The sequence below is a fragment of the Achromobacter sp. ISS7 genome (assembly GCF_056523125.1).
Genome location: NZ_JAWRZD010000001.1, coordinates 6392385 through 6406905 on the forward strand (window position 1 = coordinate 6392385; position 14521 = coordinate 6406905).

At 68.6% G+C, this 14521-nt stretch carries 13 protein-coding genes; 5 read left to right on the plus strand and 8 right to left on the minus strand.

Annotated elements, in window-relative coordinates; all coding sequences use genetic code 11:
* Positions 1 to 56: 56 nt before the first annotated feature.
* Positions 57 to 383, plus strand: coding sequence for a 4a-hydroxytetrahydrobiopterin dehydratase (locus tag AC1HFW_RS29040; protein ID WP_006393011.1), 327 nt, complete (start codon positions 57 to 59; stop codon positions 381 to 383).
* 5 nt (positions 384 to 388) lie between these two features.
* On the opposite strand, the gene AC1HFW_RS29045 is transcribed toward AC1HFW_RS29040, so the two are convergent.
* The 6 genes from AC1HFW_RS29045 to AC1HFW_RS29070 all read right to left on the minus strand — a co-directional run bounded on the left by AC1HFW_RS29045 (position 389) and on the right by AC1HFW_RS29070 (position 5399).
* Positions 389 to 844 carry a MarR family winged helix-turn-helix transcriptional regulator gene (locus AC1HFW_RS29045; RefSeq protein ID WP_479286115.1) on the minus strand — a complete coding sequence of 152 codons (456 nt, stop codon included), beginning with the start codon at positions 842 to 844 and terminating at the stop codon, positions 389 to 391.
* Complete coding sequence (locus AC1HFW_RS29050) at positions 841 to 1062, minus strand: hypothetical protein (RefSeq protein WP_006393013.1); 222 nt, start codon at positions 1060 to 1062, stop codon at positions 841 to 843. The genes AC1HFW_RS29045 and AC1HFW_RS29050 overlap by 4 nt, the downstream gene beginning before the upstream one ends.
* A complete protein-coding gene (locus AC1HFW_RS29055) occupies positions 1059 to 2693 on the minus strand; it encodes an FAD-dependent monooxygenase (RefSeq protein ID WP_479286117.1) in 1635 nt (544 codons plus the stop codon). Before AC1HFW_RS29055 ends, AC1HFW_RS29050 begins: the two co-directional genes overlap by 4 nt.
* Before the next feature lie 124 nt (positions 2694 to 2817).
* Positions 2818 to 3516, minus strand: coding sequence for a DUF6776 family protein (locus AC1HFW_RS29060; RefSeq protein WP_479286119.1), 699 nt, complete (start codon positions 3514 to 3516; stop codon positions 2818 to 2820).
* A 156-nt stretch (positions 3517 to 3672) separates the two neighbouring features.
* Positions 3673 to 4359 (minus strand): N-acetylmuramate alpha-1-phosphate uridylyltransferase MurU, encoded by a 687-nt coding sequence (gene murU, locus AC1HFW_RS29065; protein ID WP_479286120.1) that lies wholly within the window; start codon positions 4357 to 4359, stop codon positions 3673 to 3675.
* Positions 4359 to 5399, minus strand: a complete 1041-nt coding sequence (locus tag AC1HFW_RS29070) for an aminoglycoside phosphotransferase family protein (protein WP_479286121.1) — start codon at positions 5397 to 5399, stop codon at positions 4359 to 4361. The genes murU and AC1HFW_RS29070 overlap by 1 nt, the downstream gene beginning before the upstream one ends.
* 169 nt (positions 5400 to 5568) lie before the next feature.
* Between AC1HFW_RS29070 and AC1HFW_RS29075 the strand changes: the two genes are divergently transcribed.
* From AC1HFW_RS29075 to rsmA, 3 genes are read left to right on the plus strand one after another with little or no spacing between them, the layout of a single operon-like run.
* Positions 5569 to 7962: an LPS-assembly protein LptD gene (locus AC1HFW_RS29075; RefSeq protein WP_479286122.1), complete on the plus strand. Its 2394-nt coding sequence runs from the start codon at positions 5569 to 5571 to the stop codon at positions 7960 to 7962.
* Positions 7959 to 9542: a peptidylprolyl isomerase gene (locus AC1HFW_RS29080; protein WP_479286123.1), complete on the plus strand. Its 1584-nt coding sequence runs from the start codon at positions 7959 to 7961 to the stop codon at positions 9540 to 9542. Before AC1HFW_RS29075 ends, AC1HFW_RS29080 begins: the two co-directional genes overlap by 4 nt.
* 19 nt (positions 9543 to 9561) lie before the next feature.
* Positions 9562 to 10353, plus strand: coding sequence for a 16S rRNA (adenine(1518)-N(6)/adenine(1519)-N(6))-dimethyltransferase RsmA (gene rsmA / locus AC1HFW_RS29085; RefSeq protein ID WP_006393020.1), 792 nt, complete (start codon positions 9562 to 9564; stop codon positions 10351 to 10353).
* Positions 10354 to 10422: 69 nt separating this feature from the next.
* Here the strand turns inward: rsmA and AC1HFW_RS29090 are convergent, their stop codons facing one another.
* Complete coding sequence (locus tag AC1HFW_RS29090; RefSeq protein WP_116522681.1) at positions 10423 to 11565, minus strand: glycerate kinase; 1143 nt, start codon at positions 11563 to 11565, stop codon at positions 10423 to 10425.
* Positions 11566 to 11671: 106 nt separating this feature from the next.
* Between AC1HFW_RS29090 and pyk the strand changes: the two genes are divergently transcribed.
* A complete protein-coding gene (pyk, locus tag AC1HFW_RS29095; protein ID WP_006393022.1) occupies positions 11672 to 13114 on the plus strand; it encodes a pyruvate kinase in 1443 nt (480 codons plus the stop codon).
* Positions 13115 to 13154: 40 nt separating this feature from the next.
* Here pyk and AC1HFW_RS29100 read toward each other — a convergent pair whose 3' ends face one another.
* A complete protein-coding gene (locus tag AC1HFW_RS29100) occupies positions 13155 to 14384 on the minus strand; it encodes a nucleoside recognition domain-containing protein (protein ID WP_479286126.1) in 1230 nt (409 codons plus the stop codon).
* Positions 14385 to 14521: the final 137 nt, after the last annotated feature.

Genomic DNA, 14521 nt, shown 5'->3' on the forward strand with positions numbered 1-14521 from the left:
GCCGTTGCCGGCGCGAACGGCGCGGCGCTCTTCCCTGGTTTTTCCTGGAGTTCGCCATGAGCATGTTTCCCCCTGCCCGTATCGGCACCGACATCGCGATCGCGGCCCTGTCCGGTTGGCAGGCCGTCGCGATGCGCGACGCGATCGAAAAGCGCTTCCGCTTCGCCAATTTCAACGCCGCCTTCGGTTTCATGGCGCGGGTGGCGATGTTCGCCGAGAAGCTGAACCACCATCCCGAGTGGACCAATGTCTACAACCGGGTCGACGTGATGCTGACCACGCACGATGCCGGCGGCGTGACCGAGCTGGATGTGCGCATGGCGCAGTTCATGGACGAGACCGCCGCGCAGATGGGCGCCACCGCGCCGAAAGCGGCCGGGTAGGCGGGTCAGTCTTCGCGCGCGCCGGACGGGTCGCGCTGGTGCGCGATCAGGCGGTCGAGCATGTCGCCCAGCAGGCGCTGTTCGTCGGCGCTGAGGCAGCCGAAGATCTCCTGGTTGCGGCGCGCGATCAGGTCGATGATGCGCCGGTAATGCGCGTCGCCGGCCGGCGTGAGCGACAGCACCACGCCGCGGCCGTCGGCCGCGGAATCCTTTTTCTCGATCAGTCCGCGTTCGACCAGGGCCTGCGCCGAACGGCTCGCCTGGCCCTTGTTCAGGTTGGCGGCCAGCGCCAGGTCATTGACCGACAGCGGCGCGTAGCGGCCGATCGCGGCCAGGCAGCGCGCCTCGCCCAGCGGGATGCCGCAGTCTTCCAGGTAGGCACGATTCGTGTCGCGATCGGTGATCTTGTTGATCACGTGCAGGCGGTAGGTCAGGAATCGTTCGAGGGCGGGCGTGGTCACGTCGGGCGGTCGGCGGTGGCGGCGGGATAGTGTGCCACAGGGGCGGCGCTGGCCGCCTCGGCCTGCGCCAGCAGGGCGGTGGCGGCGCTTGCGTCGGGCAGGCGCGCCAGCGCCGACAGCCCCAGGATCGACAGGAACAGCGGCGCTTGCGCGGGGCCGACGCGAGTCAGGGCCTGCGCCATCAGGGTATAGACCTGGTCCAGTTCATCGTTGCTCATGCTTGCGGCTCCCGCGGTGAAGGGGCGATCGTCGGGTAGTAGGGAGCCAGCGCGGCGCGCAGGACGTGCTCGTCCGCCGTGGCCCAGCGGCCGAGCACGTAGCCGTCCGGCCGCAACAGCCAGACCGTGCCGGGCTGCGCGCCGAAGCGCTCCTGCAGGTGGCGGTGCGGGTCGCGCCAGGCGTCGGGCGCCGGCCCGTCGACGGCGATGGCCTGCAACGGCCGGGGGCTTTGCCGGGTGGCGGACGCGAGCGCATGCAGGTTGCGGGCGGTGGCGGCGTCGGGGGCGCAGGCCAGCAGCACGAAGCCCTGGCCGAAGCAGGCGCTGAGGTAGCGCGGCGCCGCGTCGGCATCGGCCAGCAGCAGGTCGGGCGCGGGCTGGCCGGGAGCGGCGGCGGGATGCTGGCCGTCGGCGCCATCGGCCAGGTTCAGCGGCGAGCCGTCATATGAGATGGGCGCGGACTGCCGCGGGTTGATCAGCGGGCGGGCGCGTTCGTCGGTCAGCGCCAGCCGCAGCGCGGCCTCGCGCATCAGGCGGAAACCGAAATCCGGCGGCGCCATGAATTCGGTGCTCTTGGCGCCGTAGGCCAGGTTCTGGCGGGTGGCGTGGACGCGTTCGCCGCTGTAGCTGTCGAGCAGGGCTTCGGAAGCCTGGCCGCGCAGCACCCAGGCCAGTTTCCAGGCGAGATTGCCGGCGTCGTCGAGCCCGGAGTTCAGGCCGCGCACGCCGAAGATCGGCACCAGGTGGGCGGCGTCGCCCGCGAACAGCACGCGGCCGTGGCGGTAGCGTTCCAGCGTCAGGCATTTGGCGTTGTAGAGCGAGATCCAGAGCGGCTTCCACGGCGCGGTCTCGCCGATCATGTCCAGGTGGCTCTGCACCCGCGGCAGCACGTTCTCGGGCTTGACCGCCTCGGCGGCATCCTCGTCGTCGCGGATCTGGTAGTCGACGCGCCAGACGTTGCCGGGCTGGCGGTGCATCAACAGGGTGGAGCCGGGATTGGACGGCGGATCGAACCAGGCCAGCCGTTCGACGGGGCGGTCGGACGCCTGTTCGATATCGACGATGACGTAGCGGCCTTCGTACTGCATGCCCTCCAGCTTCAGGCCGAGCGCCTCGCGCACGCTGCTGCGGCCGCCGTCGCAGGCCACCAGCCAGTCGGCGCGCACGGTGTGGCGCTGGCCGTCGATCTCGGCGTCGACGTCGACGCCGTCCGGGCCCGGACGCACCGCGATGGCGCGGGCCGACCATTGCAGCGCGGCCGGGCCAGGCTGGCGCAGCATGGCCTGGTGCGCGTATTCCTCGACGAAGTACTGCTGGATGTTGACCATCGGCGCGAAGCGCTGTGCCGGGTCGTGCGGCATTTCGAAGTGCAGCACTTCGCGGTCGCGGTAGTAGCTGCGGCCGCCGCTCCAGGGCAGGCCGGTGGCGGTCAGCGCCGCGTCGGCGCCGGCCCAGCCCAGGATTTCCTGCGAGCGGCGCGAGATGCAGATGGCGCGGCTGCCGCTGCAATAGCCGTCGTCGGCCTCGAGCGTGAGCGAGGCGATGCCGTAATGCGCCAGCAGCGCGGCCAGGGTGAGCCCGACCGGACCGCCGCCGACGATCAGGACGGGCACGCGGGCGGGTGGCGTCATGGTGTCTCCGGAATATTGGTTGTTTGCGCAACTATATCGCCGGATTGGTTGTGCGCGCAACCATTTGGTCCAGGCAAAAAAAGACCCGCCGGCGCGGGCGGGTCTTGTCGGGGCGCGACGGCGCTCAGTTGCGCACGTAGTAGATGCGCATGGCCTGTTGTTTCTGGCCGCCGTCCATGACGCGCAACACCACGACCTTGGGGGTGAAGCCGTCGGGCAGCTTCAGCTGGCCCAGCGCGTAATCGTAGCGGTCGACGTTGAGCGTGGGGCCTTCCGGGGTGATGGTGGCGGCGCGGCCGTTGGGGTAGCTGCCGTCGATGGAGAAGGTGAGGGTGCCCTTGAACGGCGCGCCGTTGCGCTCTTCGCGCATCACCAGCACCTGGTAGTCGAGCTGGCCGGGCTGGCGCTTGAAGGTGGCCGAGCGGATGCCCAGGTTGCCGCCGCGGGGATCGGGCGGCATGGCGTCCTGGAACAGCACCAGTTCCTTGTTCAGGGTATCCAGCTTGGCGCGGGCGTCGGCCAGGTCGGCGGTGAGCTTTTCATGGCCGGACTTGTTGGCGTCGCGTTGCTGCGTGGCTTCTTCGAGCTGGCTTTGCAGGCGCTGGTTCTCGAGCTTGGAAGCGCTCAGTTCGGTGTGCAGCTGCTCGGATTGCTCGACGGTCAGCCGTTGCGGGCCGTAGTTGGTCTGCAGGAAGAGCACGCCGCCCGCGCCCAGGGCGATGCCCACCAGCAGCAGGACCAGCCAGCGCGGCATGCGGCGCGTGCGTTGGCCGGGTTGGTATACGGAGGGCTTGAATACGGCCCGTTGCGATCTTCCAAACATCCCCATTCCTAGAAAACGTCCTGTGTGTTGCCTGGCCGGGCGCCGCGCGCACTGGCCAAAGCGTCAGAGAATACCCGGTTAACCCGGGGCGATGGGCGCGCGGACAAGCCTCGTTGCGCACCTTGATATTGTGAAATATGTGGGCATTGGCGGGCCTTACCGCGCGCCGGATCGGAGTTCGGCGTCGAGGTCGGCCAGCCGCTGGGGGGTGCCGATGTCGGCCCATCGGCCGGCGTGGCGGGCGCCGCGCACGCGGTCCTGTTCCATGGCTTGCCGGAGCAGGGGCGCGAGCCGCGCGGCCGTGCCGCGGGCAATGCCCGCGAATAGCATGGGATGGTAGACGCCGATGCCGGAAAAGGTCAAACGGGCGTCGCCGCCGTCCTCGATCCGGCCGTCGGCCGTGAGTGTGAAATCGCCGTCCAGGTGCTGCGGCGGGTTGTCGGCCATCAGCAGCCAGGCGCCGGCGGCGGGCAGGGCGGCCGCCAGGGCCGGCGCGGCGGACGGATCCCAGTCGCACCAGACGTCGCCGTTGATCACCAGGAACGGATTCGGCCCCAGCAGCGGCAGGGCCTGGGCGATGCCGCCGGCGGTCTCCAGGGCGCTGGCCTCGGGCGAGTAGCGGATCCGCAGGCCGAAGGCCGTGCCGTCGCCCAGCGCGCGCTCGATCTCGTGGCCGAGCCAGGCGTGATTGATGACCACGTCCTGGAAGCCGGCCGCGGCCAGCCGTTCCAGGTGCCAGGCGATCAGGGGCTTACCGCCGACCGGCAGCAGCGGCTTGGGCAGGCGGTCGGTCAACGGGCGCATGCGTTCGCCGCGGCCCGCGGCAAGGATCATGGCCCGCATCAGAAGGTGTATCCGACGCTGACCTGGCGGTCGTCGAGCTGGTCCAGCAGGCGCAGCAGGGGCGTGAAGACGCCGTAGCGCTGGGCCACCTGGCGCACGTAGCCGTTCATCCGCGGCATGTGGGCCAGGTAGTGGGCCTTGCCGTCGCGGTGGTTCAGGCGGGCGAAGACGCCCAGGATCCGCAGGTTGCGCTGCAGGCCCATCCACTCATAGGCGCGGTGGAATTCGGCGAAGTCGGCGTCGACCGGCAGGCCGGCGGCGCGCGCCATTTCCCAGTAGCGGATGGCCCAGTCGAGCTGCTGCGGTTCTTCCCAGGTGGTGCGGGCGTCCGTCACCAGCGACGCCAGGTCGTAGGTGATGGGGCCGGCCAGCGCGTCCTGGAAGTCGATGACGCCCGGGTTGGGGCCGTATTGCGGCTGGTCGCAGACCATCAGGTTGGGCGAGTGGTAGTCGCGGTGCACCAGCACGGTGGGCTGGTTGCCGTTGCTGGCCGAGAGCAGGGCGAAGATCTTGTCCAGGGCCTGGCGCGTCTTGTCATCGAGCGCGGCGCCATGGTGCTTCTGCACGTACCACTCGGGGAACAGGGTGAGTTCGTCGGCCAGGCGCCCGGTGTCGTAGGTGCCCAGGCCGGTGGTGCTGGCCTGTTGCAGGCGCACCAGCGCCGCCAGGGCGTCGCGGTACATCGATTGCAGGCGGGCGTCGTCCACGCCGTCCTGGATGCGCTGGTAATAGGTCTGCTCGCCCAGGTCGGACAGCAGCAGCAGGCCCAGGCCGAGGTCCTGCGCGATCACTTCGGGCACGTTCAGGCCGGCGTCGCGCAGCAATTGGTCCACGTGCAGGAACGGGCGGCAATCCTCGTGCTGGGGCGGCGCGTCCATCACGATCAGGGTGCGGCCGGCGGCGTCCAGGCGGAAATAGCGGCGGAAACTGGCGTCGGCGGAAGCGGGGCGCAGGCTGTCCACCGCCAGTCCCAGGGCGGCGGGCAGGCCTTGCAGCCAGGCGCGGATCTGCTCCAGGCGGGGGTCATGATCGTTTTTCAAGGAAGATCCGTGTCAGAAGGGCAATATTGCGGAAAATTGGGTTGCGCGCACATAAGGCTGGGCGTCTGGCGCGGCTTCTCTATAATACCGGCTCGTTTCCGTTAGCATGGGCCCCTGCCGGGCGCCATCGCCTGGTTCTCCCATCGTCAAAAAAGGGCTGTTTTCACTCGTGCGCAAGGTTCGGTGGTTGATCCTATCTGCTATCAGCGTCGCCGGGGCCGTTCAGGCCCAGGGCAGCCAAGGCTCGGCTCCCTCGTCGACGTCGATCACCGCGGCCCCTGAGCTGCGCACGTCCCCCGGGCTGCGGGTGCACCGCCTGCCCGACGGAAACATCCCCGCCTATATGGAAGCGGACACCATCGAGGGGGATCCGGATTCCGACCTGACCCTGACCGGCGCGGCCCAGGTCCGCCGTATCGACGGCGTCATCAAGGGCGACCGGATCAACTACCGCAAGGATACCGGCGAGGTGGACGTGCAGGGCAACGCGCGCATGATGCGCGACGGCACCCTGGTGACCGGCCCCAACGCCAAGTTCAACGTCGACAAATATTCCGGCGAAGTCGAGAAACCGAATTTCTGGCTGGGCGCCACCGGCGGTTTCGCCGTGGCGGAACACGCCGACATCTTCAGCAAGTCGCAGATGCGGCTGCATACGGTCACCTACAGCGGCTGCTCGTGCGAGACGCCGTCGTGGTACATCAAGGCCAAGACGGTCGACATCGACTTCGATGAAAACGAAGGCGTGGCCCGTAGCGGCGTGCTGTATTTCAAGGACGTGCCGATCCTGGCGTCGCCCTACATGACCTTCCCGGTCAAGAAGGAACGCAAGTCGGGTTTCCTGATACCGACGTACGGCACCACCAGCAAGGGCGGCTTCGACTTCTCGCTGCCGTACTACCTGAACCTGGCGCCGAACTACGACGCCACGATCCAGCCGCGCTACTTCTCCAAGCGCGGGCTGCAGATGGGCGGCGAATTCCGCTATCTGGGAGACAGCTACGCCGGCAGCATCTACGGCGCCTATCTGCCCAACGACCACATCAGCGGCGAAGATCGCTGGATGTACTGGTGGCGTCATCAACAGCTGTTCGGCAACGGTTTCTACGCCGACTGGGACGTGGCCAAGGTGTCGGACAACGACTACTTCCGCGATATCTCCCAGCTGGGCCTGAACCAGGCGTCGACGACCTACCTGCCGCAGCGCGCGCGGGTGGGCTGGGCTTCGACCTACTGGAGCGCCTACGCCCAGGTCTACAAGTACCAGACCCTGCAGGATCCGAACGCGCTGTTGACGCCGCCGTATGACAAGCAGCCGGAACTGTACCTGCGTGGCGCCCGCTATGACTGGGGCGGCTTCGACGTGGACTGGACCTCGACGGCCGTGCGCTTCAGCAAGCCGCTGCTGCTGGGCAATCGCAACGGCCCCAACGGCGACCGTCTGCAGACCTACCCGACGGTGTCGTACCCGATCGTGCGTCCGGGCTGGTTCGTGGTGCCGAAGGTCGGCGTCAACTACACCCAGTACCAGACCAACTGGTACAACGGCGATTGGCTGGGCCTGAATTCCGGCACCGCCAATGCCGGCACCGCTTTTGGCTATCCGCGCTCGCAGTCGCGCACGGTGCCGATCATGTCGCTCGATACCGGCTTGATCTTCGAGCGCGACACCACGCTGTTCGGCAAGTCGTCGATCCAGACGCTCGAGCCGCGCCTTTATTACCTGCGCGTGCCGTACCGGGATCAATCCAAGATTCCGGTGTATGACACGTCGCTGTCCGACTTCAGCTTCTCGCAGGCCTTCGAAGAAAACATCTATTCGGGTGGCTGGGATCGCATCTCCAATGCCAATCAGCTGACCGCTGCGCTGACCACGCGCTGGCTCGACGCCTCTACCGGTTTCGAGCGCGCGTCGGTGGGCGTGGCGCAGCGCCTGTATTTCGCCGACCAGCAAGTGACGCTGCCGGGCGAGACGCCGCGCGAGAACGTGCGCTCCGACTTCCTGGTGGGCGCCAGCGCCGCGCTGACCGACACGTTCTCGACCGACGTGGCGGCGCAGTACAACCCCTACGACAACCGCTGGTCGCGCACGCTGGTGAGCGGCCGCTGGTCGCCGCAGCGCCTGACGACGGTGGCGCTGGCCTATCGCTACCAGCGCGATCCGCAGACCGGCGTGGCCTACCAGCCGCAAGGGCAGAACCAGATCAGCCTGGCCGTGCAATGGCCGTTCACCAAGCGCTGGTATGGCGTGGGCCGCGTCGACTACTCGCTGCGCAACGGTCCGTCCAGCACGATCAGCGGCACCAACGATTCCCCGCGTATCACGCAGGCCATCGCCGGCCTCGAATACAAGGGCGATTGCTGCTGGGTCGGCCGGATGGTGTTCCAACGCTATGCCGTGTCCGCCACCGATGCCAACACGGCGGTGTTTTTCCAGCTGGAGTTGACCGGCCTGGGTTCCCTGGGAACCGATCCGATGAACCTGCTGAACAGAAGTATCCCCGGTTACACGCGCATTACCCCGCCTGCGCCTACCGGGACCACATTTGAAAGGTATGAATGATGCGTAGGTTGCACTCTTTGCGTCGCTTCTCCGGCAACGCGCTGTTGCTGGCCGTTTGCGCCGCCTTCTCCGCCGCGCACGCGGCCGAGCCGAACGCCAAGGGGTCCAAAAACACGCCGGCCGCCCCGGCCGCGCAGAAAAGCGCGCCGCCCGCCGCAGGAGAGCAGTTCGTCGACGGCATCGCCGCCGTGGTCGACAAGGACGTGATCACCCTGCGCGAATTGCGCGATGCGTCGCTGCGCATCGCCGGTGAATTGAAGGCGCGCGGCATCCAGGTGCCCGACGACAAGACGCTGCAGCACCAGGTGCTGCAGCGCCTCATCATGGAACGGGTGCAGCGCCACGAGGCCGACCGCCTCGGCATCCGCGTCGACGATGCCCAGGTCGATCAGGCCATCAAGACCATCGCCGAGCGCAACAAGATCAGCGCGGTGCAGTTGCGCCAGGAACTCGAGAAGTCCGGCACCTCCTGGGACAGCTATCGCAAATCGCTGCGCGACGAGATCCGTTCGGATCGCCTGCGCCAGCGCGCGGTCGACTCCAACATCGTCATTTCCGATGCCGAGGTCGACGCCTTCCTGAAGGACCAGCGCCGCAATCCGGCGTTCGCCGCCGCGGCCCAATCGGCGCAGCAGGCCCAGCCGCAACCCCAGCCGGAAGCCGCGCCCGAGCAGGCCGCCGCGCCCGCCGGCCCGATGCTCTACGCCGTGGCGCAGATCCTGGTGCGCGTGCCGGAAGGCTCGTCGCCCGACCAACTGGCCGCATTGCGCAAGAAGGCCGAGGACCTGCTGGCGCGCGCCAAGCGCGGCGATGACTTCGCCAGCCTGGCGGCCGCCAACTCGGACGGCCCCGAAGCCCTGCAGGGCGGCATCATGGGCGTGCGTCCGCTGGACGGCTGGCCCGACCTGTTCGCCAAGGCCATCGGCAATCTGCAGAAAGGTCAGATTTCGACGCTGCTCCAGAGCGGCAACGGTTTCCACATCCTGAAGGTGATGGATCGGGGCTCCGCGCAACCGGCGCCCAGCCGCACTGCCCGCGCGCCCGCCCCGGCGCCCGCGCCGCAGCCGCGTCCGCAACCCCAGGCCCAGGCGCCGCAAGGTCCGGTCGAAGTGATGCAGACGCACGCGCGCCACATCCTGATCAAGACCTCGACCGTCATGAGCGACGAGCAGGCCCGCCAGCGCCTCGAGCAGGTGCGCCAGCGCCTGGTGGCCGGCGATGCCAAGTTCGCCGACATGGCGCGCCAGTACTCGCAGGACGCGACCGCCCCGCAAGGCGGCGATCTGGGTTGGCTCAACCCGGGTGAAACCGTGCCGACCTTCGAGGCCGCGATGAACGCGCTCAAGCCCGGCGAGATCAGCCAGCCCATCCAGACGCCGTTCGGCTGGCACCTGATCCAGGTCGAAGAGCGCCGCCAGCACGACGCCACCGACGACCTGGCCCGCATGAAGGCCCGCCAGACCCTGTTCGAGCGCCGTGCCCAACCCGCTTTCGAAGATTGGCTGGATCAGTTGCGCGCCCAGGCGTACATCGACAACCGTCTCGAGAAGCAGGACCGTATCAACCAGAACAACCGCTGATCGCAGCCCGGGTTTTTTCATGTCTCAACACCAGGCGCGCAAGCGCTTTGGCCAGAACTTCCTGACCGACGAGAGCGTGGTCGAGTCGATCGTGCGGTCGGTCAATCCGGCCCGCGGCGACACCGTGGTCGAGATCGGTCCGGGCCTGTCGGCGCTGACCCGGCCGCTGCTCGAGCGGCTCGATCACCTGACCGCGGTCGAGATCGACCGCGACCTGGCGGCGCGCCTGCGCAAGCAATTCGAGGAAGGCCGCCTGACCGTGGTCGAGGCCGATGCGCTGACGGTGGACTTCTCGCAGTTCGGCACCGGGCTGCGGGTGGTGGGCAACCTGCCCTACAACATTTCCAGCCCGCTGCTGTTCCACCTGATGACCTGGGCCGATCACGTCCGCGACCAGCATTTCATGCTGCAGCGGGAAGTGATCGACCGCATGGTCGCGCAGCCGGGCAGCGGCGATTTCAGCCGCCTGTCCGTGATGCTGCAGTCGCGCTACCGCATGCACAAGCTGTTCGACGTGCCGCCCGAAGCGTTCGATCCGCCGCCCAAGGTGGTGTCGGCCATCGTGCGCATGGTGCCGCTGCCGGCCGAGCGCCTGCGTCCGGTCAGCGCGCGCGCCTTCGAGACCGTGGTGGCCCGCGCCTTCTCGCAGCGCCGCAAGATGCTGCGCCGGGTGCTGGCCGACTGGGCGCCCCAGGTGCCCTGGGAAGCGCTGGACATCGCGCCCACCGCGCGCGCCGAAGACATTTCGGTGGATCGCTACATCCGTCTGTCGGACGCGCTGGTCGAGGCTGGCGTGCTGCAGGGCGGCTGACGCCACGCCAACCCATGTAAGCAAAAGCCCGCGTCGAGCGGGCTTTTTTTCGTCGCGTCGTGGTGGCGGCTACAGCATGCGCTTCTGCGCCGCCATCCACAGTTGCATCACGTCGCGGGCGCGGTCATGCAGCAGCCGTTCGGCGTCGGCCAGCGCTTGGTGCAGGGTGATGGGACCGGGCGCGAGGCTGAAGGCGGCGCTGATGCCGCCGGCATGCAGCGCTTCGTAGCCTTCGCCCAGCGAGCCGGCCAGCGCCACCACCGGCACGCCGGCCTGGTGCGCGATGCGGGCCACGCCCGCGGGCGTCTTGCCGCGCAGGGTCTGCGCGTCCATGCGGCCTTCGCCGGTGAAGGCGAGGGTGGCGCCCTCCATGGCCTGCGCCAGGCCGCCGAGTTCGGCGACGATCTCGACGCCGGGCCGGAAGTGCGCATTCAGGAAGGTCTTGGCGGCGAAGCCGAGACCGCCGGCGGCGCCCGCGCCGGGGTCGTCGCGGCGGTCGCTGCCCAGCTGGCGCGCACAGACGTCGGCGAAGTGGCCGAGCATGGCGTCCAGCGCCAGCACCTGTTCGGGCGTGGCGCCTTTCTGCGGACCGAAGATATGCGACGCGCCCTGTGGCCCGCACAACGGGTTGTCGACGTCGGAGGCGATGACGATGCGCGTCTTCGCCAGCCGCGGGTCGAGGCCGTGCAGGTCGATGCTGGCCAGCTGGCCCAGCGCGCCGCCGCCCGGCGGCAGGCTGCGGCCGTCCTGGTCGAGCAGGCGCAGGCCCAGCGCGGTCAGCATGCCGGCGCCGCCATCATTGGTGGCGGAGCCGCCCAGGCCGAGAATGATGCGTTCGGCGCCGGCATCCAGCGCCGCCAGGATCAGTTCGCCCACGCCGTGGCTGCTGGCGCGCATCGGGTCGCGCTTGGCCGGCGCGATCAGTTCCAGCCCCGCGGCCGCGGCCATTTCGATGATGGCGGTGCCGTCTTCGAGCAGGCCCCACACGGCGTCGACCTTGTGGCCCAGCGCATCGTTGACCGTGCGCTCGCGCGCCTGGCCGCCGGCCGCCGCCAGCACCGCCTCGACGGTGCCTTCGCCGCCGTCCGCCATCGGGATGCAGACGGTCTGCGCGCCAGGGCAGGCGGCCTTCACGCCGCGGGCGATGGCCGCCGCCGCGTCGGGCGCGGAAACGCTTTCTTTGAAAGAGTCGGGTGCGATGACGATTTTCACGAGGTCGGCCACGGTTCGTTGGGGGACGGGATGTCGATCATGATACCCGCGTGTCCGCCGCCGTCGTACCATAGCGCTTTCGTTGTTCATGTGAGAGTGGATCGCCATGCCTGTATTGCGCCGCACCAAAATTGTCGCCACCCTGGGCCCCTCGACGTCGACGCCGGAACGCATCGACGCCATGATCAAGGCCGGCCTGGATGTGGCGCGGCTGAACTTCTCGCACGGCAGCGCCGACGACCACCGTGAGCGCGCCCGCCTGGTGCGCGAGAGCGCCGCGCGGCAGGGCCGCTTCGTCGCCATCATGGGCGACCTGCAGGGCCCCAAGATCCGCATCGCGCGCTTCACCGACAAGCTGGTGCAGCTGCAGGTGGGCCAGCCGTTCACGCTGTCGCGGGTGCATCCGAAAGAGGCCGGCACGGCCAGCATCGTCGGCATCGACTATCCCGAACTGGTGACGGACTGCCGCGTCGGCGACGAGCTGCTGCTCGATGACGGCCGCGTGGTGCTGGTGGTCGACAGCGTCGCGGGCGACGAGGTCCACACCACCGTCACGGTCGGCGGCCCGCTGTCCAACAACAAGGGCATCAACCGCCGCGGCGGCGGCCTGTCGGCGCCGAGCCTGACCGACAAGGACCGCGTCGACATCAAGCTGGCCGCCGAAATGCAGCTGGACTTCGTGGCGGTGTCGTTCCCGCGCTATGGCAGCGACATCGACGAGGCGCGCGAACTGCTGCGCGCCGCCGGCAGCGAAGCCTGGATCATCGCCAAGATCGAACGCGCCGAAGCGGTGGCCGACGACGAAGCGCTGGACGCGCTGATCCGCGCCAGCGACGGCGTGATGGTGGCGCGCGGCGACCTGGGCGTGGAAGTGGGCGACGCCGAACTGGTCGGCATTCAGAAGCGCATCATCCAGCACGCCCGCACCCTGAACAAGGTGGTGATCACCGCGACCCAGATGATGGAGTCGATGATCTCCAGCCCGATCCCGACGCGCGCCGAAGTCTCCGACGTGGCCAACGCGGTGCTGGACTACACCGACGCGGTGATGTTGTCGGCGGAAAGCGCCTCGGGCGCCTATCCGGTCGAGACGGTGCAGGCCATGGCGCGCGTCTGCCTGGGCGCGGAAAAGCACCCCACCAGCACGCAGTCGCACCACCGCCTGGGCGAGACCTTCACGCGCTGCGATGAAACCATCGCGCTGGCGGCCATGTACGCGGCCAACCACTTCCCCGGCGTCAAGGCCATCATCGCGCTGACCGAAAGCGGCCACACGCCGCTGATCATGTCGCGCATCCGCTCGGGCGTGCCGATCTACTGCTACAGCCCGCACAGCATCACGCAGAACCGCGTGACCATGTTCCGCGGCGTCTACACCATCCCGTTCGCGCCGTCGGACTACGAGCCGGCCGACCTCAGCAACGCCGCCATCGACGAGCTGAAGAAGCGCAACCTGGTGAAAGAGGGCGACTGGGTCATCCTGACCAAGGGCGACTTCTACCGCGACAGCGGCGGCACCAACGGCATGAAGATCCTGCTGGTGGATTGATCCAGGGCCTGTGCGAGGCAGCTTTTAGTGTGAACAGGCCCTAACCGAAGAACCAGTAGCACACGCCGATGGCCGCCAGCACGCCGGCCAGGTCGGCGATCAGCGCGCAACCCACCGCATGGCGCGCGCGCAGGATGCCGACCGAGCCGAAATACACCGCCAGCACATAGAAGGTGGTTTCGGTGCTGCCTTGCACCACCGCCGCCAGCAGCGCGGGGAAGCTGTCCACGCCGAAATGCGTCATGGTTTCCAGCATCATGGCGCGCGCCGCGCTGCCCGAGAACGGCTTGACCAGCGCGGTCGGCAGCGCATCGACGAAGCGCGTGTCCCAGCCGGCGGTCGCGGCCAGCCAGCGGATGCCGTCCAGCAGGAAGTCGAGCGCGCCCGAGGCCCGCAGCACCCCGACCGCGCACAGCATCGCCACCAGGTAGGGCAGCAGGCTCTTGGCGATGTCGAAGCCTTCCTTGGCGCCCTCGATGAAGGCCTCGTAGACCGGCACCTTCTTCCAGGCGCCGACGATGAGGAAGGCCAGCAGGATGCCGAACAGCGCCAGGTTGCCCATCAGCGACGACAGCGCGGCGATGGCGCTGACCGACATGCTGGCCAGCAGCGCCATGAAGCCGCCCAGCAGCAGCGCCGCGCCGCCCAGCCACAGCATCACGACGGGATCGACCAGGCGCAGGCGCTGGCACGCCGCCACCGCCAGGAAGCCCGCCAGCGTCGACGCGCTGGTGGCCAGCAGGATCGGCAGGAACACCAGGGTGGGGTCGGGCGCGCCCTGCTGGGCGCGGAACATGAACAGCGTCACCGGCAGCAGCGTCAGCGACGAGGCGTTGAGCACCAGGAACAGGATCTGGGCATTGCTGGCGGTGTCGGGTGTGGGATTGAGCGATTGCAGTTCGCGCATGGCGCGCAGGCCGATGGGCGTGGCGGCATTGTCCAGGCCCAGGCCGTTGGCGGCGAAGTTGAGCGTGATCAAGCCGATCGCGGGGTGGTTGCGCGGCACCTCGGGCATCAGGCGCGCGAACAGCGGCCCCAGCAGCCGCGCCAGCCGTTCCACCAGCCCGGCGCCCTCGGCGATGCGCAGGAACCCCAGCCACAGCGTCAGCGTGCCGAACAGCAGCACCATCACCTCGACCGACACCCGCGCCATGTCGAACAGGCTGGCGACCATGGCGCGGAACACGTCCGGGTCGCCGATGGCCAGCCAGCGGTACAGCGCGGCCGCGGCGGCAGTCAGGAAGAAGCCCAGCCAGAGTTTGTTCAGCATGCGGTGTGTGCCCGGATAGCGATTGGATTGCGCACCAGCGCGGGGGAGGCCCATTGTCGCAGAGTCGGACCGCTGGGGTTTGGCCCGGAAGGCCCAATTCTGGTACTTTGCCCTGATATGCCCAGTGGCATCGAACG